This window comes from Ornithinimicrobium pratense, assembly GCF_008843165.1.
GTDB classification, from domain to species: domain Bacteria; phylum Actinomycetota; class Actinomycetes; order Actinomycetales; family Dermatophilaceae; genus Ornithinicoccus; species Ornithinicoccus pratensis.
This window is the reverse complement of sequence record NZ_CP044427.1, coordinates 949,174-973,388: the sequence shown is the minus strand read 5'-3', so window position 1 is coordinate 973,388 and position 24,215 is coordinate 949,174. Positions and strand designations below refer to the sequence as shown.

Below are 24,215 nucleotides of genomic sequence, written 5' to 3'. Positions count from 1 at the left end.
AGCCCACCGGCGGACCGGACACCCCGGCAGGTCGTTGCCCACCCGCACGGCTGCGCCCCCCACCGCTAGGGTTGGCCGCGTGGACTGGGACACGGTGGACGCGGCCCTCTTCGACCTCGACGGGGTGCTCACCCCGACAGCAGAGGTTCACATGCGCGCCTGGGAGGTGATGTTCTCGCGCTTCCTGCAGAGTCTGGACGAGGAGCACGACCCCTACACGGACGAGGACTACTTTGCCCACGTCGACGGCCGGCCCCGCTACGAAGGGGTTGCCGCCTTCCTCGAGTCGCGCGGGATCGAGCTGCCCCATGGCGACCCCTCCGATGCGCCGGACGACCAGACGGTGTGCGGTCTCGGCAACCGCAAGAACGACGTCTTCCTGGAGATCCTGGCCAGCGAAGGCATCGAGGTCTACCCCGGCTCCCTGAAGCTGCTGGACCACCTGCGCGAGGTCGGCACCTCCGTCGCCGTGGTCTCCTCCTCCCGCAACGCCCATCAGGTCCTGCGCACCTCAGGCCTCTCACCACGCTTCAGCGTCGTCGTGGACGGCATGCTGGCCGCCCAGGAGCAGATCCCGGGCAAGCCACGCCCGGATACCTTCGTGTATGCCGCCGAGCAGCTGGGGGTGGACCCGGCTCGCGCCGTGGTCATCGAGGACGCGGTCTCCGGCGTGCAGGCCGGCGCGGCGGGCGGTTTCGCCGCGGTGGTGGGCGTAGACCGGGGTGTTGGCGAGCAGGCGCTGATCGCCGCCGGGGCCACCCGCGTGGTCACCGACCTGGCGGAACTGGTCCGGTGAGGATGGACTGCCACCACCGGCCCCCGCCGTCGCTCGACCCGATGGACCGTAGCCGCTTCCCCGTGGACCCCTGGCGACTGGTGGAGACCGACTACGACCCCGAGGATCTGGGCCTGACCGAGACCCTCTTCTCGGTGGCCAACGGCTACCTGGGCCTGCGCGGCAACGTCGAGGAGGGACGGGACACCTTCGCACACGGCACCTACGTCAACGGCTTTCACGAGACCTGGCCGATCCGGCACGCGGAGGAGGCCTACGGCCTGGCCCGGGTCGGCCAGACGATCGTCAACGTCCCAGATCCCAAGACGCTCAAGCTCTACGTCGACGACGAGCCGCTGCTGCTGTCGACGGCCGACCTGGAGCACTACGAGCGCTCCCTCGACTTCCGCGACGGCATGCTGCGCCGGGAGGTGGTCTGGCGGACCAGCGCCGGCAAGCGAGTCCGGATCTCCAGCACCCGGATGGTCAGCGTCGTCCAGCGGCACCTGGCGGTGATGACCTTCGAGGTGGAGATGCTGGACGGTGAGGCCCCGCTGGTCATCTCCAGCCAGGTGCTCAACCGGCAGGACGGCTCGGACGAGTACCACGTGCCCTCGGCGGCCATGGGCACCGGCGTCGACCCGCGCAAGGCCGAGGGGCTCGGCCACCGCGTCCTGGACCCGCAGCTGCACGAGCTGCGGGACGACCGGTTGCTGATGGGCTACCGCTGCCACAACTCCCGGATGACGCTGGCTCTGGCCGTCCAGCACCTGATGGAGACCGACAACACCTTCACCCAGCGCGCCACGGTGGGCCAGGACCAGGGCAAGGAGGTCTACCGGATCGACGCGCGCCAGCACGTGCCCATCCGGCTGACCAAGATCGTCTCCGTGCACACCTCCCGCGGCGTGCCGGTCCCGGAGCTGGCCGACCGGTGCATGCGCACCCTGGACCGGGCCGAGCTCGAGGGGATGGACGCCCTGCACGCCGAGCATGCCGCGACCTGGGACCGCTTCTGGGAGGAGTCCGACGTGCTGGTCCAGGGGCACCGGCTGGGGCACGTCCAGCAGGCGGTGCGCTGGAACCTCTTCCAGCTGGGCCAGGCTTCGATCCGGTCCGGCTCGCACGGCATACCGGCCAAGGGCCTGACCGGCAGCGGCTACGGCGGGCACTACTTCTGGGACACCGAGTGCTACGTCCTGCCCTTCCTCATCCACACCCACCCGCAGGCGGCCCGCAACGCCTTGCGCTTTCGGCACGGCATGCTCGACCAGGCCCGCACACGGGCCTCGGAGCTGTCCCAGTACGGCGCGCTCTACCCCTGGCGCACGATCAACGGTGAGGAGGCCTCGGCCTACTTCGCGGCCGGGACGGCGCAGTACCACATCAACGCCGACGTGGCCTACGCCCTGATGAAGTACGCCCGGGCCACGGGTGACCGGAAGTTCCTGCGCAACGACGGTGTCGACATCCTCGTCGAGACCGCTCGGCTGTGGGCGGATCTGGGTTTCTGGCAGCCCAACGGCGACGAGAGCTTTCACATTCACGCGGTGACCGGCCCGGACGAGTACACCACCGTGGTCAACGACAACCTCTTCACCAACGTCATGGCCCAGCTCAACCTTCGGGCTGCGGTGGAGGCGGTGCGCGAGCTCGAGATGGCCGACGCCAACGGTCTGGCCCGGGCCGTGGCCCGGCTGCGGCTGGGCAAGTCGGAGGTGGACGACTGGGAGCGGGCCGCGGATGGCATGCACATCCCCTACGACGACCGGCTCGGGGTGCACCCACAGGACTCGCACTTCCTGGAGCGGGAGGTCTGGGACCTGGACGCCACCCCCGACGAGCGGCGGCCGCTGCTGTTGCACTACCACCCGCTGGTGATCTACCGCTTCCAGGTGCTCAAGCAGGCCGACGTCGTCCTGGCGCTCTACCTGGCCGGAGACCAGTTCTCCGCCGAGCAGAAACTGGCCGACTTCGACTACTACGACCCGATCACCAGCGGCGACTCCAGCCTCTCCTCGGTCGTGCAGTCGATCGTCGCCGCGGAGGTGGGCTACCAGGACCTAGCCCTGCGCTACTTCTACGGCGCGCTCTTCGTCGACCTCACCGACCGGCACGGCAACACGGCCGACGGGGTGCACGTCGCCTCCACGGGAGGGGTATGGAGTGCGCTCGTCGGCGGCTTCGGCGGCATGCGCGACCACGGTGGCAATCTCACCTTCGACCCCCGCCTTCCGAGAGAGTGGGACTGCCTCACCTGGCGGATGCGCTGGCACGGCTGCCGGCTGCGCGTGCGGCTGGAGCACGACGCGCTGTCGATCGCGGTCGAGGTCGGCGGACCGGTGACGGTGCACGTGCGGGGTGAGCAGGTCCAGGTCGGCACCGAGGAGGTGCGGGTGCCGCTGGCCGACCAGGGACCGCGCCGTGACGGCGGACCGGACACTGGTGACCGGGGTCAGAGCATCCCCACCGACCGCGAGCAGTCGCGGCGGGTCTCCTCCTCCCCTGTCCCGCCCGGGGTCGTGCCGCACAACTGGCCGGTCGGGTCGGCAGACATCACGGGGCCGGTCCCGGTCCAGCGTCACCCGCGCGACGTCTGAGGGCTGATCAGCAACCGCCCTGTGCCGCCGGGGCCGGCCCTGGCACCTGCGGCACAAGGCCGGGTCAGCATCCGGAGCCTCCGGCGATCCGTCTTGGCGCGCCAGGGCCGGTGTGGTCGGATAGCGGGTATGACCGATCCGACCGCCCTGCCCTTCCAGGACGACGACCGCCCCGGCACTGCGCCGGAGGACTCGATCTACGAGGGGCAGCGGCCCGGGGTCCCTGGCACCGAGCACGCCGAGGGTGGCGTCCAGGAGGATGACGAAGGGGGTCGGCCCCTTTCGTCCGGGGGCAGTGACCTGCCGCCGTCGGAGACCGACCGGCTGGCCGCGCAGGTGACCGGAGCGGACGACCAGGTGGGGATGACCGCGCTGTGGCGGCTGACGATGTCGCTGGACCACTGGTGGTTCATCGCCGTGGGCGACGAGGGCCTGGAGTCGCCGGCTGCGGCCACGATCGAGGACCAGCTCATGGTGCTGACCTTCACGGCTGCCGAGCGAGCGCGGGACTTCGCCGTCAAGAACGGCATGATCGGGCCGGATGAGGACCTGCGCGCGATTGCCCTGCCCCCCCGTGAGGTCGTCGAGTCGGCCGAGACCTACCGCCAGGCCGGCATCGGCGGGCTGATGTTCGACCCGCATATCGCGGGCTACTTCATCCCCACCGGGCAGCTACCCATGGTCTGGGACGCCGTCTACTCCACGGCGCAGGGTGTCGACCCGGCCGGTGGCGCGGGGTCCGACGGCGCGGACGGGACCGCCCTGGGCCGCGAGGGCTGACCCGGTCAGCGGCCGGGGATCACCAGCTCCTGGCCTGCGGCGATCGAGCTCGTGCTCAGCTTGTTCGCCCGCTGGATGTCGGTGACCGCCTCGCTCAGGGGCACGTCGGGCAGCTGCTCGGCGGCGATCTGCGACAGGGTCATCCCGGGCTGGACGACGATCGAGCTGGTCGCGCCGGCCGGACCGATCAACCCCATGAGGGACAGCAGCACGAGAGCCACGACGAGGGTGGCGGTGCTCGTCAGCGCGAGCCGGCCCCGCCGGGTGATCCGCAGCGGTCTGACCGCGCCACGTCGGGCTGCGAGCGTCCGGCCCGCTGCGGAGGCCAGCGCCCCGCCGTGGGCGGCGCTGCTGCCGCCGGCTCCGGTCGGCACCAGTCGCAAGTGTGGGGGGATCCCGCGCGGTGCGCGTCGGCGGTCGGACCGGCCCGGGGCGAGCCCCAGCGGGAGGGCCGCAGTGGTCTCGAGGGTGGCAGTGCTCATGCTGATCACCTTCCTGTTCCTCTTGGTCCTTCGGACGCTTGTCCGATGGAACTTTGTCCTAGTTGTAGCACAGCCGTCCGAGGAAGTCGACACGCGGACCGAACAGATGTTTGTCATTCGATCCTGGCGCACGTACCCTTGTGGCATGTCAGGAACTGAATCATCCGCCACTGACAAACCCTCTGACCTGGACTTTCGGCCAGGAGCCTGACAAGCAGCGGGAGTGGCGACAGAACGAGGGGATGGAGACCCATGGCCACGATCCACGAGCTGCCCGACCGAGACGGTGGGGCCAAGCTGACCAACCGGCAGCAGCGCGTCCTCGACGTCATCCGCGACTCGGTGGACGCCCGCGGCTACCCGCCGAGCCTGCGCGAGATCGGTGAGGCGGTCGGGTTGACCTCACCCAGCTCGGTCGCCCACCAGCTGAAGATGCTCGAGCGCAAGGGCTACCTGCGCCGCGACCCGCACCGACCCCGCGCCATCGAGGTCGTCCACCCCACCACCGAGGGCCAGGGCTACCGGCGTGGTGACACCGATGGTGGGCGGGTCTCGCACGGTGAGGTGGACGAGACCGGCATCGGCGATGCCCGGCCGCGTCCTTCCTACGTGCCACTGGTCGGGCGCATCGCCGCCGGCGGGCCGATCCTGGCCGAGGAGGCGGTCGAGGACGTCTTCCCCCTTCCCCGGCAGCTGGTCGGCGACGGCGAGCTTTTTTTGCTCAACGTGGTCGGTGACTCGATGATCGACGCCGCGATCTGCGAGGGCGACTGGGTCGTCGTGCGCCGTCAGCCGACCGCCGTCAACGGAGACATTGTGGCCGCGCTGCTGGACAGCGAGGCCACGGTCAAGACCTACCGCCATCGCGACGGCAAGACCTGGCTGATGCCCCACAACCCCGCCTACGAGCCGATCGACGGCGACCACGCCACGATCCTGGGCAAGGTCACCGCGGTCCTGCGCCGGGTCTGACCCGCCTGAAGCCCCCCTAGACCGCGGCGTCGTCTTCGACCTCCATCCCCTCCGGAGGCGGCGCCGCACCATACCGCTGCACCGGGCACGGCCCCGGCAGCCTGCGCAATGACCTAACCGCTCGGAGCAGCGCCGGCCAGCTCCGGCTAGGACCCCCGCCGGCTCAGGCCGACGGAGCCGGCCCCTCGTCGATCGCGTAATAGTCGTACAGCTGCTCTTCTTCGTCTTCGGTCAGGTGCTCGACCGCCGGTATCTCCGGGGCGTCCTTGATCATCCCGACCGGGTAGGGGACGCGGATCTGCGTGCCCACAACCTCGGCGTTGGTCAAGGGGCAGAACACCCGGCGGCCACCGAGCCACCCGGTCCGCACCAAGACCCACGCCGGGACGCCCGTGGCGTTGTCGAGGTAGACCCTGTCCAGCGGACCGACCTTCACTCCGGCCTGGTCGAGGACTTCGGCGTCGTAGAGGGCGTCGAGCTGAGCCTGGGTGACCACGGGACCTCCTGGATGTCGTGCAGCGGCGTCCCTGCAGTCTGCTCCCCCGGGACACCAGGAGGGGCACGACCCACCGGTCGTGCCCCTCCTGGTCAGGCTCGCTTAGGCGGCCTCAGATCACTGTCCGTCAGACGCCGCTGCCGCGGCCATCCCGGTCGGTGCCGCCCAGACCATCCCGGTCGGTGCCGCCAAGGCCATCCCGGTCGGTGCCGCCCAGGCCCTCGCCCTGACGGTCCACGTCGACCTCCTCGTGGGACACGTCGGTGACAACCTGCTTCTCGTCGGTGACGGTCTCCTTCTGGAGCCCGACACGCTCGGTCGCGACCACGTCCTTGTCGATGACAGGACGCTCCTCGTGCAGCGTCACCTCGGCCTCCTCATCCTGGAGCCGACCGCCGGCGTCCACGTCACCCGAGGCGACGGGCTCGCGGACGATCTCGACCTCTTCGCGCTGGACGGGCACGGTCACGTTCTCCTGCTCGGTGACGACGTGCTTGCGCAGGCGCACCCGGCCGGTCTCCACCTGCTGGGTGCCGACGTCGACCCGCTCCTCGTGCAGGGTCATCGAGCCGTCGTCGGTGGAGCCGCCCGCACGGTGCAGGTCGGCGTCCCCCGTGCGCTGCCCGCTGCCGACGTCGCCGCCGGTCGTGTGCCCCTCAGCATGCACGCCCTGGTGGCCCATGACGTCGCCCACGGCCGCGTCACGGTCCCCCGTGCCTCCAGTGTGGGTGCCGGTGCCTGCGGTCCCGGCCGTGTCGAGGTCGTCGTAACGGCTGACGTTGACCCCCGCGCTGCCGTAGTAGCGGAAGAGCGCGTCCTGGTCCTCTGCGGACAGGTGGGCGTCCGCGTCCACGTTGGGCGCATCCTTGATGACGTCCTTGCTGGGGACCACGCGCACCGTGCCCTCGGACGAGAGCTCGGCTCCGTCCAGCGGCACCAGGCTCTCGCTAGTGCCGAACCAACCGGTCTTCACGCTCACCCAGCTCGGTTCGCCGGTGTGGTCGTCCAGGTACACCTGGCCGACGCCGCCCAACTTCTCACCATCCTGGGTGACTACCTGGGCCGAGTAGAGTTCGTTGATCTGCTCCTGGCTGACGTTCATGTGTCGCCTCCTTCGAGTCAGTTCCTGCCCTGACCGTTCGGCCGGGGCTCAGTAACGACTCCATCACCGACCGCGCGTTGGTGCATCTTGGAGCGACACCCGGCACCCCTAGAGGTGGCCCTCAGGCCGGACCCGCCCGGGGCCGCGAGGGGGCGCGTGCCACCTCGTCCGCGAGCCGGGGCAGCACATCGTCCAGGAGCGCGTCCAGGTGCACGGTGGTCTCGGCATCGGCCCTGGTCTGGCCCCGGGTCACGACGAGCACGGGTATGCCGTCCCGGCGCGCCCTGCGGACGAAGCGGTATCCGCTCATCACCCGCAGCGAGGAGCCGAGCACCAGCAGGCTGAGAGCTCCGCTCAACAGCTCGAACGCCCGGTCCACCGTCGACCGCGGCACCGACCCGCCGAAGAAGACCACGTCGGGCTTCAGCCGGTCACCACCGCAGACCAGGCACCGGGGGCTGCGGAAACCGGCCACCAGTTCCTCCGGCAGCGCGACGTCCCCGTCCGGCCGTACCTGTCCCGGGTCGCTCGCCTGCCGCAGGAACCCGGGGTTGGCCTCTACCAACCAGGCGTGCACCTGGTCCCGGGTCGTGACCTCCTCGCAGTCCAGGCAGACGACGCGCCCCAGGGACCCGTGCAGCTCCACCACCCTCCGCGCGCCGGCTTCCTGGTGCAGGCCGTCCACGTTCTGGGTGAGCACGTGGTCGACGACCCCGACCCGTTCGAGATCGGCGACCGCCCGATGGGCGGCGTTCGGGGCGGCCGCGGCGAACCGCTCCCACCCCACGGACGCCCGAGCCCAGTAGCGCTGCCGCCCGGTGGCGGACCCGACGAACTCCGCGTGCTGCATGGGCTGCACCCGCCGCCGGCCGTCGGGGCCGCGGTAGTCGGGGATCCCCGAGGCGGTCGACATCCCGGCCCCGGTGAGCGCCAACACTCCCCCGCGCCCCACCACCTCGCGCAGGACGGCATACCTCTGCTCGTCCACGGCCGTCCGCGGTGGCAGCGTCAGCGCGAGCGGGCGAGGCCCGTCCAGGACCGGCGGCTGCGCCTCGGGGGGTCGGTCAACGGCTCGAGCGGGTGACCCAGGGTGCGTTGGCGCAACGGCCGCGGCGCCACCTGCTCCTCCACCATCGTCCCCGCTCCCAGCGTGCGTCCTGTGCCGACACAGGCAGCGTAACCTCGCCAGCGGCGCCGTCACCGGGTGGATCACCCGTCGTTATGCTGATTGACATGTTCGACGTTGCGGGACTGCGGGTCATGCGGGCGATTGCCGAGCAGGGCTCGTTCACGGCCGCGGCCAACTCCCTGGGTTACACCCAGCCGGCGATCTCCCAGATGGTCCGCCGGCTCGAGCAGCGCACCGGCACGGCGCTGGTGGAGCGTAGTGGGCGGACGGTGCGGCTGACCGAGGCCGGGTCCCTCCTGGCCGACCGGGCGGCCGACATCCTGGACCGGATCGAGAAGGCGCAGGCCGAGGTGTCGGCGATCGCCGGGCTGCAGGCTGGGCGGGTGCGGCTGATGGCCTTCCCGTCCTCGTCCGCCACGCTCGTCCCCCGCGCCCTGGCCCGCCTGCGTGCGAGCCATCCCGCGGTCACCGTGCAGTTCAGCGAGGCCGAGCCACCGGAGTCGCTCGCGGCGCTGCGCAGTGGTGAGGTCGACCTGGCGGTGGCGTTCTCCTACGAGGGCAACGATCCCGGCCGCGGTGTCGATGACCTCAGCGGCCTCGACGTCTTCGACGTCCTCACCGACCCGGTGATGCTGGTCTTGCCCAAGGACCACGAGCTGGGCGCCCAGGACGCCGTCAACCTCGCCGACCTGGAAGCGGAGCAGTGGATCGCCGGCTGTCCCCGGTGCCGCGGGCATCTGCTCACGCTGGCCCACAAGGCGGGGTTCGACCCCGAGGTGGCCTTTGAGACCGAGGACTACGTGGCGGTGCTGGGACTGGTCGCCGCCGGGCTGGGCGTGGCGCTCGTGCCGCACCTCATCCTCACGACGGTGTCCCACCCGGACGTCGTCGTCCGCCCCGTCGTCCCGCCCTCGCGCCGGGTCGTGCAGGTCATCACCACCCCCGACCTGCGCCGGGTCCCGGCCGTCGCGGCCGCTCTCGACGCCCTCAGCAGCAGCGCTGCCGAGCTGCGCGGCAACCCCTGCGACCACCAAGCCTGCGAGGAGATCGAAGGCGATCAGGCGTCTTGACGGTGATGCGCCCCGCCCAGGCGTGACTGCGGTCCTGCGGCTCATCCGCTCCTCCGGCGGTGCACCACCAGGCGGCCGGCGTCGTCGCGCGCCACGGCGATGTCGCCGTGCAGGTCGGTGCGCAGCACCACCGCACCGTTGGACTGCAGCAGCGTGAGCAGGCTCGGCGCTGGGTGGCCGAAGGTGTTGTCCGCCCCTACCCCGATCAGCGCCACCTCGGCCCGCGCGCCGCGGATCAGCCGCTCGTCCTGGGCCGCCGAGCCGTGGTGCGCCACCTTGAGCACGTCGTAGTCGCGGCCGTGCACCCACTGGCGCACGGGCCGCATACCCTCCGGCTCGAGGTCGCCGGTGAGCAACACCCGCGTGCCCTCCACTACGACGTCGAGGACGACACTGCCGTTGTTGGCGGCCGACCCTCCCGCCGCCGGCCGCAGCCCGGGACCCACCACCTCAACGGTCGCGCCGCCCACCTGCGCCACGTCACCGGCCCGGGCCACGTGCACGGACACGCCCTCACCGGCGAGCCGGGCCAGGGTCCGCTCTGCGACGTCCGCGGGCTCGGTGACCGGAGAGACGTAGGCCGCGTCCACGTGGGCCTGCCCCAGCACCCCGGCCAGCCCCCCGACGTGGTCGGCGTGAAAATGGGTCAGGACGAGCAGGTCTACGTCCCGCACCCCGAGGTCACGTAGGCACCGCCCCACCGCTGGAGGGTCCGGGCCGGTATCGACCACGAGCGCACGGGCCGGCGCGGTCGACACCACGAAGGCGTCCCCCTGCCCCACGTCGCAGCCCACCACCACCCACCCCGGCGGCGGCCATTCGCTCAGCGCCGACGACGGCCACAGCCAGGCGGTCACCGCGGCCAGCGCGGCACCGGCCCACCAAGGGCGTCGGCGCGCCTGGTGCCACCACCATGGTCCCGTCACCAGCACGAGGACCGTGAGCGCGGTGAGCAGCCAGGCGCCGGCAGGGCCGTCCAGCCAGTCGATCGTGCCGTACGGCAGCTGCGCGCACACCCGGGCGACCCGGCCGATGACCCACGCCGGCAGCGCCGCCAGCCAGGCGACCGCCGTCGACAGCGGGACTGAGAGCGGCGCCAGGCAGGCCGCCAGCACCCCGAGGACCGTCGTGGGCGCCACGAGCGGTGCCGCCAGCAGGTTGGCCAGGACCGCGTGCGTCGTGATGTGGCCCTGGAGCAGGACGATGACCGGGGCGCAGATCACCTGGGCGGACAGCGGTATAGCGGTCGCCATCGCGAGCAGGTGAAGCCGCGCCGGCAGGTGGCGCGCCATGGCCCGACCCCAGGGCCGGGCCCACAGCACCAGCCCGAGGGTGGCCAGCGTCGACAGGGCAAAGCCGTAGGACCGGGCCAACCACGGGTCCAGGCAGAGCAGACCGATGACCGCCGCCCCCAGAGCGGGCAGGCTGGCGCGGCGCCGCCCCGTGGTCAGCGCCAGCAGGCCGACGCTGCCCATCACCCCGGCCCGCAGGACCGACGGCTCGGGGCGGCAGAGCAGGACGAAGCCGACGAGGCTGAGGAGCACCAGCGGGGTGCGCCAGCGACGTGGGGTTCCCACCCGCGCGAGGAGCACGGCCACGGCACCGCAGACGAGGCTCACATTGCTGCCGGACACCGCGGACAGGTGGGTCATCCCGGTCACCCGCATCGCCTCGGTCAGGTCCGCAGGGGTGAGCGAGGTGTCGCCGATGACCAGCCCCGGCACCAGCCCACGGGAGTCGGTCGGCAGCGGCTGCAGGGCCACCCGGAAACGGTCGCGGACGACGTCGACCCCGCGCAGCACGGCTGTCGGCTCGGCCAGGACGCTCGGCCCCCCGCGCGGGGTCAGCACGGCCCGGGTCCGGTCGCCGGGCTCGGCAGGCGCCCACCTGCCGGTGGTGGCGACGATGCTGCGCCAGCGCACGTCCTCCCACCCCTGTCCGGCGCTGGCGAAGAGCACGACCGGTGTGCGTGGGGTGGTCACCTGCCCACGAGCCTGCGCGCGCGTCACCCGTGCCTCCAGCACGACCAGGGGCTGCCGCTCGTCGCCGCGGGCCAGCACGCGCGGTTCGGTCGTGACGACCAGCTCGACCTGACTGGTGGCCCGCTGCTCCGCCCACCCGGTCACCAGGCCAGCGTCGGAAGTGGCCACGTGCAGGGCCGTCGCCCCGGTGACCAGCCCGACGGCGGCGCACGACATCGCCAGCACCCTGGTCCAGCCCGCCGCAGGACTGACATGGGCAACACGCAGCAGCACGACCGCCCCGACGAGACCGAGCGTCGCCGCCGCGCCGACCAGCCCCATGGACCTGGGGAGCAGCGTCACCAGGACTCCCCAGGCCAGCAGGGCCGGCAGGAGCAGGCGCAGGTCCAGCACCCGCAGCTCCGCGCCCGCATCGTCCCCGCCCAGCACCCCAGCCAACGACCCGCCCGGCGCGGACTCGGACCTGCCTCGGTGCCGGGTCGCCCGGTCGTCAGGCGCAGCAGGCCGCTGCGGGGCCGCGCCCGTGGGACGCACCGGGTCAGCCGCCGACGCTGACGTGGGGTCGCAGCTGCTCAAGGGTCTTCTCGCCGATCCCGCTGACCTCCGTCAGCTCCTCCACCGCCGTGAACCCACCGTGCTGCTCGCGCCAGGCCAGGATGTTGCCAGCGGTGACGGGGCCGACCCCGGGCAGCTCCTCGAGCTGGGCCTGGTCCGCCCGGTTCAGGTCCACCAGGAGTGCACCCTGCCCACCGCCACCGCCCACGCCGTCGCCTGGCTGACCTGAGCCGGGGCCTCCCGCTCCTCCGCCCACGCCGACCGCAGGTGGCGCCGGCGCGGCCTGCAGCCACGGAGGCGGCTCCTCCCCCGGGGCACCCACCCAGACCTGCTCTCCGTCCACGACCGACCGAGCCAGGTTCAGCGACGCCGGGTCCGCCTCATCGGTGACACCCCCCGCCGCGCGGACCGCGTCGATCACCCGAGACCCCGACGGCAGCTCCACCACCCCCGGCTCCTGCACCTCACCGATGACATGCACCACCAGGACTGCCTCGCCAGCGGCGTCGGCCCCGCCTGCGGTGCTCGCGCCCGCCGCGCCCGGCACCTCACCCTCGTCAGCCGCCGTATCGGACGCCGCATCCGACGGCCCTGCGGGAGCGGTAGGCCCTTCAGCGCCGACGGCACCCTCCGGACCTCCTCCGCCCTCCGCAGGCGTCCCCTCTGCGCTGCTTCCTGGGGGCGTGCTCCCCGGTCCGGCTCCTGCCAGGCCCGCACCGGCACCCACGACCTGCTCCACCGGCACCCCCACCGCCTGCTGGCTGACCCACCACCAACGACCCCCCAGAGTCAGGAGTAGCACGGCCGTGATCAGCAGCAGGCCTCGCACCGCACGGCCACCCACGGCGACGTCCACCGACCGCAACGAGTCTGGCACCGAGAACAGCGGCACGACTGTGGTCTCCGGGCCCGGCATCCCAGGCTCGTCGCCCACGTCCTGATCCGGGGGTGTGGCCCCGCCCTGGGCCGCAACCGCGCCGCGTCCACCCCCGCTGGCACCCGTGCCGCGTCCACCCCCGCTGGGGCCGGCGGCCCCCCTGCCAGCGCCCCCTAGCTCTGCATCGCCGTCACCTTGGGGCCGAACGCGCCGGTGCCGACCTACATGGTCGGCTCCCGCGTGGACGCGGGCGGGACGCTCGGAAGGCCAGGCCATGGCGGCAGGCTAGGCAGCGCGTTCTCCGTGACGGCAGCCCTCTCAACCGATCTGTGGACAACGCCGTGGACGACCGAGGCGTGTGGACAGGGTTCAGTGGCCATCCCCCACCACACGGTCACCCCGTCACCGGTGCGACGACCACACCGAGGGTGCCGGGACCGGTGTGCACGCCGACGACGGGGTCAAGCTCGACCACGACGGGGCAGACCCCGGTGCGCTCCTGCAGCTGGCCCGCCAGCTCCTCCCCGGCCTCTCGGGCGCTCAGCTCGTGCACCGCCAGCTCGACGTCCAGCCCGCCCCGCCGGGCCTGCTCAACCGCAGCGACGGCGTGCTCGACCAGCCGTGCGAGCGCCTTGGACCGGGTCCGCACCCGCTCCTGGGGCGCGACCTCGCCGTCCTTGAGGGTCAGCAGGGGCTTGATCGCGAGCGCGGAGCCCAGCAGCGCCTGGGCCCGGCCGATCCGGCCGCCACGCCGCAGGTGCTCAAGGGTGTCGACGTAGAACCACGTGCGCCCTGCCTCGGCCCTCGCGCGGATCGCCTCCACCACCTCCGGCGCCGCGGCGCCCGCGGCGGCCGCGGCGGCGCCGGAGCACGCCGCATACCCCAGGGCCATGCCCAGCACCCGGGAATCCACGACGTGCACGGCCAGCTCGTCGGCCAGCTCCTCCCGGGCCAGCTGTGCCGCCTCGACCGTCGCGCTGACCCCGCCAGACAGGTGCACGGAGACGATCTCGCCGCAGCCGGTGCGCTGCGCCACCTCGCGGTAGGCAGCGGAGAACTCACCGGGTGCCACGCCGGAGGTGGTCACCCGCTCCTTGCCTCTGCGCAGGATCTCCGCGATCTCCCCGGGCTGGATCTCGCGGCCGGCCAGCCGCCCTCGGCCACCCACGTGCACGTGCAACGGCACGACCGTCAGCCCGGCCGCCACGACCCGTTCGGGGTCGAGGCAGGAGGTGCTGTCGGTGACGACCGCGACGCTCACGCCGGCCTCCTTCGGCTGTTCCGGGACCCGGGAGGGGTCAGACGACGATGTTGACCAGGGTGGGCGCCCGGACGATGACCTTGCGGACCGGGGCGCCGTTCATCGCAGCCTGCGCCTTCGCGCTGGCCAGGGCCAGCGTCTCCAGGTCGGCGTCGGTGACATCGGCCGCCACCTCCAGCCGGTCCCGGACCTTGCCCTTGACCTGCACCACGCAGGTCACGGTGTCGTCGACCAGCATCGCCGGGTCGGCCTGCGGGAACGGCTCGTGGGCCAGCGACTCGCGGTGACCCAGCCGCTCCCACAGCTCCTCCCCCAGGTGCGGCGCCACCGGGGCGACCATCTGCACCAGGGGCTCGACCGCGGCGCGGGGCACCCGCTCCAGCTTGGTCAGCAGGTTGTTCAGCTCGATCATCTTGGCCACGGCCGTGTTGGTGCGCAGCGCCTGGTAGTCCGCGCGCACCCCGTCGATCGTGCGGTGCAGCGCCTTCTCGACCTCCGGCGACAGCGGCTCGTCGAAGACGACGACAGCACCGGTCTCCTCGTCGACCACGTTGCGCCACAGCCGCTGCAGGAAGCGCTGGCTGCCGACGACCGCGCGGGTCTCCCAGGGCCGGTACTGCTCCAGCGGCCCCATCGACATCTCGTAGACCCGGAAGGTGTCAGCGCCGTACTGCTCACACATCTCGTCCGGGGTGACGACGTTCTTCAACGACTTGCCCATCTTCCCGTACTCCTGGGTGACCGGCTCACCCTTCCACGTGAACGAGTCAGTCGCGCGGTGTGGCCCGGCGGGGTGCTGCTCGACTTCCTCCGCCGGCACGGGGAAGCCCCGGGCGTCGCGGTAGACCCAGGCCTCGATCATCCCCTGGTTGATCAGCCGGCGGAACGGCTCCTCGCTGCTCACGTAGCCCAGGTCGAAGAGCACCTTGTGCCAGAACCGGGCGTACAGCAGGTGCAGCACCGCATGCTCGACACCACCGACGTACAGGTCTACGCCGCCGGGGTCGACCGAGCCGTCGGGCGCCCCGGGCACCGTCTCGGCCCGCGGGCCGGTCCAGTAGCGCTCGACCTCGGGGTCGACCGGAGCCTGGTCGTTGGCAGGATCCTGGTAGCGCAGGTGGTACCAGCACGACCCGGCCCAGTTGGGCATCGTGTTGGTCTCGCGGCGGAAACTGCGTGTGCCACGGCCGTCGCCCAGGTCGAGCTCGACCTCGACCCAGTCCCTGGCGCGGGCCAGCGGTGCCTCGGGTGAGCTGTCCGCGTCCTCGGCGTCGAAGGTGCGCGGGCTGTAGTCGGGGACGTCGGGCAGCTCGACCGGCAGCATCGAGTCCGGCACCGAGTGCGGGATCCCGTCCTCGTCCCAGACGATCGGGAACGGCTCGCCCCAGTAGCGCTGCCGGCTGAACAGCCAGTCCCGCAGCCGGTAGGTCACGGTCTCCTCGCCCAGGTCCTTGCGCACCAGCCACTCGATGATCCGCGCCTTGGCCTCCTCGACGCCCAGCCCATCCAGGCTGACCTCGTCGTTGGCCGAGTTGACCGCCGGGCCATCCCCGGTGAACGCCTGGTCATCCGGGTGCCCCTCGGTCGGCTGCACGGTGCGCACGATCGGCAGGTCGTAGGCGACCGCGAAGTCCCAGTCGCGCTGGTCCTGCCCCGGCACCGCCATGATCGCGCCGGTGCCGTAGCCCATCAGCACGTAGTCGGCGACGAACACCGGGATGGGCGCGCCGGTGACCGGGTTGGTCGCGAACGCCCCGGTGAAGACACCGGTCTTGGTGGCGTCCCCGTGCTCTCGTTCCCGCTCCACGTCACTCTTGGTGGAGGCCATTCGCTGGTATGCCGCCACGGCCGTCCGCGGGTCGGGGTGTCCGTCGGTCCAGCTCCCCCCTGTCCCCTCCGGCCAGGTCTGCGGCACGATCTCCTCCAGCACCGGGTGCTCGGGAGCGACCACCATGAAGGTCGCGCCGAACAGCGTGTCGGGCCGGGTAGTGAAGACGTGGATCGGGACCGTGCCGTCGTGACCGGGGCTGGCCGAGGGCACCTCAAAGCGCACGTTGGCGCCGGTGGAGCGGCCGATCCAGTGCCGCTGCATCAGCCTGACCTTCTCCGGCCAGTCCAGCCGCTGCAGGTCGTCGGTCAACCGGTCGGCATACGCAGTGATCCGCATCATCCACTGACTCAGGTTGCGCTTGAAGACCGGGAAGTCGCCGCGCTCGGACTTGCCGTCGGCGGTGACCTCCTCGTTGGCCAGCACGGTCCCCAGGCCGGGACACCAGTTCACCGGTGCCTTGGACAGGTAGACCAGGCGGTAGCGGTCCAGAACCTCGGCCTGCTCGGCCGGGGACAGATCGGCCCAGGCCAGCTCGCGGCCCTCGTCGTCCCGGCGCTCGCAGGAACGCTCGCCGGATTCGAACTGCGCGACCAGGTCGCTGATCGGGCGCGCCCGGCCCGGCGTCGCCTGGCCCGAACCCTCCCGTGGCGCCGCCTCGGGGTCGTACCAGGACTCAAAGATCTGGGTGAAGATCCACTGCGTCCACCGGTAATAGTCAGGGTCGATGGTGGCGAAGCTGCGCCGCCGCTCGTGGCCCATCCCCAGCCGGCGCAGCTGGCGCCGGTACACCTCCATGTTGGCCTCGGTGGTGACGCGCGGATGCTGGCCGGTCTGCACCGCATACTGCTCGGCGGGCAGGCCGAAGGCGTCGAAACCCATGGTGTGCAGCACATTGGCCCCGGTGGTGCGACTGAACCGCGCGTGCACGTCGGTGGCGATGAAGCCCAACGGGTGCCCGACGTGCAGGCCTGCCCCGGAGGGGTAGGGGAACATGTCCATGATGAACCGATGCTCCCGGCCCTCCTGCAGCCGCGGGTCGTCCGGGGTCGCCCAGACCCCAGCCGGGTTGGCCGAGGCGAAGGTCCCCTCCGTCTCCCAGCGCTCCTGCCACCTGGCCTCGATCTGGTTGGCCAGCTCGGCGGTGTAGCGGTGCTGAGGCAGGTGGTCGGTGCGCTCGCTCATGTTCTCTCTCACTCGGGACGCTGCTCTTGCGGGGATGCCGTTCGGTGCACAAAAAAGCCCCTCGCTCAGGAGGGGTCAGCCGCGCTGGTGGTGCGTCTCAGCGCGGCTGCGTAAGGAGGAGCTCGCAGCGGGTCGTCATGGTGAGGCTCAGGATAGCAGCGGGCGTCCGCCCCCCGAAAGGGACGGACGCCGGGGTGCCGGATCCGCGCCTCAGGCGCCGATCTTGTTGAACTTCTTGGCCATGGACGACTTCTTGTTGGCCGCCTGGTTCTTGTGCAGCACGCCCTTGGAGACGGCCTTGTCCAGCTTCTTGGAGGCCACCTTGAGCGCTTCCTCGGCCGTCGCGGCGTCTCCGCTGTCCGCGGCCTGGCGGAACTTGCGGATGAAGGTGCGCAACTCGGACTTGTGAGCCCGGTTGCGTTCGGTGCGCTTGGCGTTGGTCTTGACGCGCTTGATCTGGGACTTGATGTTTGCCACGAAGTGATTCTTTCCTGGTCAGTCGTTGGTCTGGTGTCGTGAGGGCGACAGCGCACGGGACAGGATTGAGGCGTGGGGGTGCCCTGGCGGCTGTCTCGTGCGTGTGATGCATGCGTTGCGCACACGACCGAGCGCGCACGCAAGGAGCCAACCTACCAGCGCGGGGGCCCGCAGCCCAAGTCGAGGGGCCTAACGCAGGCCGGTCCTGCAGGTGACCTCCACCAGCGTGAGGTCCCCATCCCTGTCCAGCCCCACGGCGTCTCCGCCACGCTTCGACTCAGGCGGCGGCCGGGCGGGTGATCCGGTAGCGGACGAAGGACGGCACCACCAGGGCGGCGATGACCGTGCCGATGATCACCAGCACGCCACCGCCCGCAGCGGCGACGGCGGTCCCGACCAGAGCGGCCGCAGACCCGTGCGCGACGTCGGCCACGCGCGGGCCGCCGGCGACGATGACGATGAAGACGCCCTGCAGCCGGCCGCGGACGTTGTCGTCGGCGGCGTTGAGCAGCATCGAGGTCCGGAACGCGGCCGAGGCCATGTCCGCGGCTCCGCCGACCGCCAGGCAGAGCAGGGCCACCGCGAGCATGGTGGGCCGGTCGAGCTCGGAGAAGAAGACCGCCACCCCGAACCCGGTCATCGCCACTCCCCAGACCAGGATGCAGATGATCACCGCAAGCCCCTGGCGTTCCACCCGGGAGACCCAACCGGAGAGCACGCCGCCGAGCACCGCCCCGGCCGGGATGGCGGCGAAGAGCAGGGCGAAGACCATCCCGCCCTCCTCGTTCCCGCCGAAGTCCAGGTGGGCGATCTCGGGGAACAGGGCCCGCGGCATGCCGAAGACCATCGCGACCAGGTCCACGACGAAGGACATCAGCAGCACCGGGTGGTGACGCAGGTAGGCGAAGCCCTCCACGACCGAGCGCAGTCCGGGCACCTTGGCGGCTGCCCCCTCGATGGCCAGCGCAGGGAGTCCCCAGACCGCCCAGAGGGTGGCGAAGAGGGTGACGGTGTCGAGGGCGTAGAGCCAGGAGTAGCCCAGCAGCGGGATCAGGGCGCCGCCGACCAGGGGTCCGGCGATCGCTCCGGCCGACATCACCGTCATGTTCAGCGAGGCCGCCGAGGGGATGAGCCCGGCGGGCAGGAGGGCGGGCAGGATCGCGCTGCGGGTGGGTTGGTTCACCGCGAAGAAGGCCTGCTGCACGGAGAACAGCCCGAGCAGGAACCACACCCCGAAGCCGTCGATCCCGCCGACGGCCGCCTGCAGCCAGAACAGGCCGCTGGTGATGATCAGGCCCCAGGTGGTGATCACCAGGATGGTGCGCCGGTCGAAGACGTCGGCCAGCGCCCCACCCCACAGCCCGAAGACGACCAGGGGGACCAGGCCGAACAGGCCGGTCAGACCGACCCAGGCCGAGGACCCGGTCATGGCATAGATCTGCGCCGGCACCGCGACGATCGTCAGCTGGGCACCGATGACGGTGACGATGTTGGCAATCCACAGCCGCCGGAAGTGATCGTTGCGCAGCGGTCGGGTGTCGGCCACCAGGCCGCGAAGGATGGACACGGATCGGAGATCGTACGCTCCCCCGCGGCGGGAGTCTCGACCCGGCCGGCACCGGGGCGGCCCCTGACTGGGTACGTCGTGCCGCAGCGAGCGGGAGGCCGTCAGCTGGGGCGGGTGTGCCGCAGCCGGCAGACCTCCAGGACCGCCCGCTCGACGGCGTACTCCGGGCTGCGGACGGCCAGCTCGGTGCGGATGCCGCCCTTGACGTCGACGTCGGCCTGGGCGACCGCCTCGATCGCCGCGCCCAGCCGCTGCCCGTCCCAGCCCTGCGCCACCCGACGGGCCTGGTCGACCTGCCAGGGCGCCATCCCGAGGTCCTTGGCCAGCTGCCCGGCGCTGCCGCGTCCCGCCGCCGCGACCCGGCCGACCTGGCGCAGCTGCATCGCCAGCACCGCGACGATCGGCACGGGGTCCAGGCCACCGAGCATGGCGTGCCGCAGCAGCCGCATCGCCTCCGAATGGTTGCCGGCCAGCGCGGCCTCGGCCACCTTGAAGCCGGTGGTCTCGACCCGTTCCCCGTAGTAGGTGTGCACGTCCTCGACCTCGACCATGCCCTCCACGTCGCGGACCAGCTGGGCGCAGGCGCCGGCGAGCTCGCGCAGGTCCTTGCCCACGGCCAGGACGAGGGCGGCCACGGCCTCCTCGGTGATCCGCCGCCGGGATGCCCGGAACTCTCCCTTGACGAACTCGGTCTTGTCCTTCTCGGTCTTGACCGCCTTGGCCTCGATGAGGCGCGCTCCCTGCTTCTTCAGCAGGTCAAGCAGCTTCTTGCCGCGGTTGCCGGTCTTGTGCCGCACGACGAGGGTGACCGCGTCCGCCGGCTGCTTCAGGTAGGACAGCAGATCCTCGACCAGCGCGTCGTCGGCCTCATCGACGTCGTGCGCCACGATGACGGTCCATCCCCCGAAGAGGCTGGGGCTGGCGTGCACGAGCAGCTCACCGGGCTGGTAGGTCGAGGCGTAGAGTTTGACGACCTCCGCCTCGGGCTCAGTGCCCCGCACCGCCTCCACAACCGACTCCACGCCCCGCTCGGCCAGGGTGTCCTCCGGTCCGGTGATGAGGGCGAGGGGCAGCGGTGCGGTCACGGACCCCAGCCTGCCACGGCGCACGGTCAGACCCGGACGGATCCCCACAGCCCCTTGCGCCGGGTCAATCTATCGACTATCGTCGATCATCGATGAAAAATCTCCAGATCCTGGCCCGTGAGGCCGCCGAGGAGTACGCGGAGTGGTTCCGCACTCTCTCGGACGCCACGCGGGTCCAGCTGCTGGCCTGGTTGGCTCGGCAGGACGGCCCGGTGCGGGTGGGTGAGGTCGTCGCCGCGTTCCCGCTGTCCCAGTCCACGGTGAGCCATCACCTCGCCGCCCTCGAGCGCACCTGCTTCGTCACCGCGCAGAAGCGCGGCACCAGCACCTACTACGCGGTCAACCCCGCCTGCCTCAGCGCCCTGCCCGTCGCAGCCGACCACATCATGGCCGGCGCCTCGGGCATCTGCTGCTCCCCTACGCTCGCCGACCTTCCTGCCCCCGGCGACGCAGCCCTCGTCACGACCAAGGAGCGCACATGACCGACATCCGCGACACCGTCCGCGACCGCTACGCCTCTGCCGCTCGCGCCGCAGCCGGTGGGGCGCAGGAGGGATGCTGCCGCGGGGACGCCGCCTTCGTCGAGCTCAACCGGGACGCCGAGGGGCGCCCGGTCTTTGGCAAGGAGCTCTACGGAGAAGACATCGACGAAGAGGGCACGACCGAGGCCATCGAGGCATCCCTGGGCTGCGGCGTGCCCACCGCGGTAGCCGACCTGCACCCCGGCGAGGTGGTGCTGGACCTCGGCTCAGGAGCCGGTGGCGACGTGCTCATCTCCGCCCGCCGCGTCACCCCGGGTGGCCGGGCCATCGGCCTGGACATGACCACCGAGATGCTTGACCTGGCGCGGAGGAACGCCGCGGCGGCCGGCGTCGACAACGTGGAGTTCCTGCAGGGCTACCTGGAGGAGGTCCCCCTGCCTGACGACAGCGTGGACGTGGTGATCTCCAACTGCGTGATCAACCTCGCGGCCGACAAGTCGGTCGTGCTGGCCGAGGCGGCGCGGGTGCTGCGGCCCGGCGGGCGGTTCGCGGTGTCCGACGTCGTCGCCGACGAGGACATGGACGAGGCCACCCGCGCCGATATGGCCCAGTGGACGGGCTGCATCGCCGGCGCCCTGACGCAGGCGCAGTTCCGGGCGGCACTGCTGGACGCGGGCTTCACCGACATCGAGATCACCCCGACGCACCGTGTGCACAGCCACGCCAGCTCGGCGCTGATCAGGGCACGGCTACCGCTGACCTGAGCCACGCAGGTGTGCTACTCCGGGATGCCGCTGGGCTGCCAGTCGGCCCCCGTCGACGTGCCCTATGTATGGACGATCGTCTATGCGAGGGGTAGCCTGGGCGGATGAGCACCTCCGCAGCACCGTGGACCGACGTGCCGTCGACCATCGGCGACGTCTGCTGCCCCGGCACTGACTGCGAGCTGCTGGCCAAGGACCGGGCCGAGGACCTCGCGCTGGTGTTCAAGGCGCTGGCCGACCCGACCCGGGTGCGGTTGCTGCAGTATCTGGCCGAGGCGGAGTCCGGCACCGCCTGCGCGTGCCATCTGCCGGCCGCGCTGGAGATCAGCCAGCCGACGCTGTCCTTCCACATGCGCAAACTGCACGACGCCGGCTTGGTCGATCGGGACAAGCGCGGCCGGTGGGTGCACTACACGGTGCGGCCCGAGTCGCTGCAGCGGGTGCGTGGCTTCCTCGACCTGCAGGTCGACACCGCGACGAGTCGCTGCTGCTGACGCATCTTGACGGGGCTCGGGCACTCAGCTCAGGGGCGGGCCGGCAGGCCCAACGACTCGATCAGCGCGGTGACGCGTGATCTGATCTCGTCGCGGATCGGGCGCACAGACTCCAGCCCTTGCCCCGCCGGGTCGTCCAGCTCCCAGTCCTCGTAGCGCTTTCCCGGATAGACCGGGCAGGTGTCGCCACAGCCCATCGTGATCACCACGTCGGAGGCCTGGACCCCATGGTCGGTGAGCAGCTTGGGCTGCTCTGCCGCGATGTCGATACCCTCCTCGGCCATCGCCTGCACCGCCGTCGGGTTGATCTGGTCGGCGGGCGCGGACCCGGCGGAGCGGACCTCGACCTGCCCGTCGGCCAGGTGCCGCAGGTAGCCGGCCGCCATCTGGGACCGGCCGGCGTTGTGGACGCAGACAAACAGGACGGTGGGCTTGTCAGACACTGCTTGGCCTTTCGGTGGCTGGGGCTAGAAGGGTCACAGGCCGAGACCGCGCAGCAGCGCAGAGACCCGGGTCTGGACCTCGTCGCGAATCTCCCGCACGACCTCCAACGGCTGGTCCGCGGGATCGGCAACGAGCCAGTCTTCGTAGCGCTTGCCGGGGTAGACCGGGCAGGCGTCTCCGCAGCCCATCGTGACGATGACGTCGGCGGCACGCACGACGTCGTTCGACAGCGGCTTGGGGAAGGCCTCAGAGAGTGTGATTCCGCGCTCCGCGAGCGCCTCGACCACGACCGGGTTGAGCTCACCGGTCGGTGCCGACCCGGCCGAGCGGACGTGCACCCTCCCGGCGGCGAGGTGGCGCGCCAGGGCGGCCGCCAGCTGTGAGCGTCCGGCGTTGTGCACGCACACGAAGAGCAGCTCCGGAACGGTCTTGACGAGCCGGCCGTCGACCTGGGCGGCGGCGGTGAGCCGCTCCCGTGCCAGGCGGGAGGCCAGCACCGGCAGGTAGGTGGGGATCCGTGAGACCGACGAGAGCTCTGCCCACGCGGTCCGGACCGCCTGGTCGATCTCCTCCGGGGCGAAGACCCCGTCGAAGGAGTAGGACAGGTCGCTGATGACCTGCGTGAAAGCCAGCTTGACGTCAGTGGGCGTGGTCTCGGGCATCGACACGGACCTCCTGGTGCGGGAAGAACTTTCGCAGGCGCAGCGAGACATAGGCCAGCCCGACCAGGACCGGGACCTCGATCAGCGGGCCCACGACCCCGGCCAGCGCCTGGCCCGAGGTCACCCCGAAGGTGGCGATCGCGACCGCGATCGCCAGCTCGAAGTTGTTGCCCGCAGCCGTGAAGGCCAGGGCTGTGGTGCGCTGGTACGTCATACCCAGGCCCTTGCCGACCAGGTAGCCCAGAGCCCACATGGCCGCGAAGTAGATCAGCAGCGGGACCGCGATGCGGGCGACGTCCAACGGACGGTTCGTGATCTGCTCACCCTGCAGTGCGAAGAGGAGCACGACGGTGAACAACAGGCCGCGCAGCGCCCAGGGCGAGACGATGGGCAGGAACGTCTCCTCGTACCAGACCCGCCCCTTGGCCTTCTCGCCCCAGACCCGGGACAGGTAGCCGGCGACCAGCGGGATACCGAGGAAGATCAGCACGGACTTCGCGATCTGCCACGCGCTGACGTCCAGGTTGGCCTGCTCCAGGCCGAGCCAACCGGGCAGGACTGTGAGGTAAAACCACCCGAGTCCGGCGAAGGCGATGACCTGGAAGATCGAGTTGAGCGCGACCAGGACGGCGGTGGCCTCCCGGTCCCCGCAGGCCAGGTCGTTCCAGATGATGACCATCGCGATGCACCGAGCCAGCCCGACGATGATCAGCCCGGTGCGGTACTCCGGCAGGTCGGGCAGGAAGATCCACGCCAGCGCGAACATCAGGGCCGGCCCCAGGACCCAGTTGAGCCCCAGGGAGCTGACCAGCAGCGGTCGGTCGGCCACGACCGTGTCCAGCCGGTCGTAGCGGACCTTGGCCAGCACCGGGTACATCATCACCAGCAGCCCCAGGGCTATCGGCAGCGAGACCCCGTCGATCTCGACCGTGCCCAGCCACTCCCCCAGACCAGGGATCATCCGCCCTAGCAGCAGGCCGGCAACCATCGCCACCCCGATCCAGACCGGCAGGTACCGGTCCGTCACTGACAGCCGCGCCGGGACGTCTTCTACCGCGGCCTGGGTAAGGGGGCTGCCCTGGGTCATGCCGATCCAATCCATAGACGAACGTCGATACGAGAAGCATGGCGAACGTATCGACGGAT

22 protein-coding genes are annotated in these 24,215 nt (G+C 71.3%); 8 read left to right on the top strand and 14 right to left on the bottom strand.

Annotation, left to right across the window (positions count from 1 at the left end; all coding sequences use genetic code 11):
• Window positions 1-79: 79 nt before the first annotated feature.
• The 3 genes from FY030_RS04415 to FY030_RS04405 all read left to right on the top strand — a co-directional run bounded on the left by FY030_RS04415 (window position 80) and on the right by FY030_RS04405 (window position 4,155).
• Window positions 80-796 (top strand): HAD family hydrolase, encoded by a 717-nt coding sequence (locus tag FY030_RS04415; RefSeq protein WP_158060453.1) that lies wholly within the window; start codon window positions 80-82, stop codon window positions 794-796.
• Window positions 797-837: 41 nt separating this feature from the next.
• Complete coding sequence (locus tag FY030_RS04410; protein WP_158060452.1) at window positions 838-3,375, top strand: glycoside hydrolase family 65 protein; 2,538 nt, start codon at window positions 838-840, stop codon at window positions 3,373-3,375.
• A gap of 129 nt (window positions 3,376-3,504) precedes the next feature.
• Complete coding sequence (locus FY030_RS04405) at window positions 3,505-4,155, top strand: hypothetical protein (RefSeq protein WP_158060451.1); 651 nt, start codon at window positions 3,505-3,507, stop codon at window positions 4,153-4,155.
• Between the two features lie 5 nt (window positions 4,156-4,160).
• Here the strand turns inward: FY030_RS04405 and FY030_RS04400 are convergent, their stop codons facing one another.
• A complete protein-coding gene (locus FY030_RS04400; protein ID WP_192498716.1) occupies window positions 4,161-4,637 on the bottom strand; it encodes a LysM peptidoglycan-binding domain-containing protein in 477 nt (158 codons plus the stop codon).
• 252 nt (window positions 4,638-4,889) lie between these two features.
• Here FY030_RS04400 and lexA point away from each other — a divergent pair, with 252 nt between their 5' ends.
• On the top strand, window positions 4,890-5,609 hold the full coding sequence (lexA, locus tag FY030_RS04395) for a transcriptional repressor LexA (protein WP_158060449.1): 720 nt from the start codon (window positions 4,890-4,892) through the stop codon (window positions 5,607-5,609).
• A 163-nt stretch (window positions 5,610-5,772) separates the two neighbouring features.
• Here lexA and FY030_RS04390 read toward each other — a convergent pair whose 3' ends face one another.
• The 3 genes from FY030_RS04390 to FY030_RS04380 all read right to left on the bottom strand — a co-directional run bounded on the left by FY030_RS04390 (window position 5,773) and on the right by FY030_RS04380 (window position 8,195).
• Window positions 5,773-6,105 carry a PRC-barrel domain-containing protein gene (locus FY030_RS04390; protein ID WP_158060448.1) on the bottom strand — a complete coding sequence of 111 codons (333 nt, stop codon included), beginning with the start codon at window positions 6,103-6,105 and terminating at the stop codon, window positions 5,773-5,775.
• Window positions 6,106-6,232: 127 nt separating this feature from the next.
• A complete protein-coding gene (locus FY030_RS04385) occupies window positions 6,233-7,207 on the bottom strand; it encodes a DUF2382 domain-containing protein (protein ID WP_158060447.1) in 975 nt (324 codons plus the stop codon).
• A gap of 121 nt (window positions 7,208-7,328) precedes the next feature.
• On the bottom strand, window positions 7,329-8,195 hold the full coding sequence (locus FY030_RS04380; protein WP_238348546.1) for a Sir2 family NAD-dependent protein deacetylase: 867 nt from the start codon (window positions 8,193-8,195) through the stop codon (window positions 7,329-7,331).
• A 245-nt stretch (window positions 8,196-8,440) separates the two neighbouring features.
• Between FY030_RS04380 and FY030_RS04375 the strand changes: the two genes are divergently transcribed.
• Complete coding sequence (locus FY030_RS04375; RefSeq protein WP_158060446.1) at window positions 8,441-9,406, top strand: LysR family transcriptional regulator; 966 nt, start codon at window positions 8,441-8,443, stop codon at window positions 9,404-9,406.
• A 41-nt stretch (window positions 9,407-9,447) separates the two neighbouring features.
• Here FY030_RS04375 and FY030_RS04370 read toward each other — a convergent pair whose 3' ends face one another.
• The 7 genes from FY030_RS04370 to holA all read right to left on the bottom strand — a co-directional run bounded on the left by FY030_RS04370 (window position 9,448) and on the right by holA (window position 20,223).
• On the bottom strand, window positions 9,448-11,922 hold the full coding sequence (locus FY030_RS04370) for a DNA internalization-related competence protein ComEC/Rec2 (protein WP_158060445.1): 2,475 nt from the start codon (window positions 11,920-11,922) through the stop codon (window positions 9,448-9,450).
• A gap of 4 nt (window positions 11,923-11,926) precedes the next feature.
• Window positions 11,927-12,877 carry a ComEA family DNA-binding protein gene (locus tag FY030_RS17010; protein WP_158060444.1) on the bottom strand — a complete coding sequence of 317 codons (951 nt, stop codon included), beginning with the start codon at window positions 12,875-12,877 and terminating at the stop codon, window positions 11,927-11,929.
• 337 nt (window positions 12,878-13,214) lie between these two features.
• Entirely contained in the window at window positions 13,215-14,081 is an 867-nt protein-coding gene (locus tag FY030_RS04355) for a DegV family protein (protein ID WP_158060442.1), read from the bottom strand.
• Window positions 14,082-14,118: 37 nt separating this feature from the next.
• The gene (gene leuS / locus FY030_RS04350; protein WP_158060441.1) at window positions 14,119-17,094 is read right to left on the bottom strand and encodes a leucine--tRNA ligase; all 2,976 of its coding nucleotides are present in this window, start codon (window positions 17,092-17,094) and stop codon (window positions 14,119-14,121) included.
• Between the two features lie 210 nt (window positions 17,095-17,304).
• The gene (gene rpsT, locus FY030_RS04345) at window positions 17,305-17,571 is read right to left on the bottom strand and encodes a 30S ribosomal protein S20 (RefSeq protein WP_158060440.1); all 267 of its coding nucleotides are present in this window, start codon (window positions 17,569-17,571) and stop codon (window positions 17,305-17,307) included.
• Between the two features lie 277 nt (window positions 17,572-17,848).
• A complete protein-coding gene (locus FY030_RS04340; protein WP_158060439.1) occupies window positions 17,849-19,138 on the bottom strand; it encodes an MFS transporter in 1,290 nt (429 codons plus the stop codon).
• A 101-nt stretch (window positions 19,139-19,239) separates the two neighbouring features.
• Complete coding sequence (holA, locus tag FY030_RS04335) at window positions 19,240-20,223, bottom strand: DNA polymerase III subunit delta (protein WP_158060438.1); 984 nt, start codon at window positions 20,221-20,223, stop codon at window positions 19,240-19,242.
• Window positions 20,224-20,315: 92 nt separating this feature from the next.
• Here holA and FY030_RS04330 point away from each other — a divergent pair, with 92 nt between their 5' ends.
• The 3 genes from FY030_RS04330 (at window position 20,316) to FY030_RS04320 (ending at window position 21,963) form a co-directional block, all read left to right on the top strand.
• Complete coding sequence (locus FY030_RS04330; RefSeq protein WP_158060437.1) at window positions 20,316-20,705, top strand: ArsR/SmtB family transcription factor; 390 nt, start codon at window positions 20,316-20,318, stop codon at window positions 20,703-20,705.
• Window positions 20,702-21,469 carry an arsenite methyltransferase gene (gene arsM, locus FY030_RS04325; protein WP_158060436.1) on the top strand — a complete coding sequence of 256 codons (768 nt, stop codon included), beginning with the start codon at window positions 20,702-20,704 and terminating at the stop codon, window positions 21,467-21,469. The genes FY030_RS04330 and arsM overlap by 4 nt, the downstream gene beginning before the upstream one ends.
• A 104-nt stretch (window positions 21,470-21,573) precedes the next feature.
• Entirely contained in the window at window positions 21,574-21,963 is a 390-nt protein-coding gene (locus FY030_RS04320) for an ArsR/SmtB family transcription factor (protein WP_158060435.1), read from the top strand.
• 29 nt (window positions 21,964-21,992) lie between these two features.
• Here FY030_RS04320 and FY030_RS04315 read toward each other — a convergent pair whose 3' ends face one another.
• The 3 genes from FY030_RS04315 to arsB are packed head-to-tail and all read right to left on the bottom strand — an operon-like array spanning window position 21,993 to window position 24,156.
• On the bottom strand, window positions 21,993-22,406 hold the full coding sequence (locus FY030_RS04315) for an arsenate reductase ArsC (RefSeq protein WP_158060434.1): 414 nt from the start codon (window positions 22,404-22,406) through the stop codon (window positions 21,993-21,995).
• 33 nt (window positions 22,407-22,439) lie between these two features.
• Window positions 22,440-23,069 carry an arsenate reductase/protein-tyrosine-phosphatase family protein gene (locus FY030_RS04310; protein WP_158060433.1) on the bottom strand — a complete coding sequence of 210 codons (630 nt, stop codon included), beginning with the start codon at window positions 23,067-23,069 and terminating at the stop codon, window positions 22,440-22,442.
• Entirely contained in the window at window positions 23,047-24,156 is a 1,110-nt protein-coding gene (gene arsB, locus FY030_RS04305) for an ACR3 family arsenite efflux transporter (protein WP_158062630.1), read from the bottom strand. The genes FY030_RS04310 and arsB overlap by 23 nt, the downstream gene beginning before the upstream one ends.
• Between the last annotated feature and the right edge of the window lie 59 nt (window positions 24,157-24,215).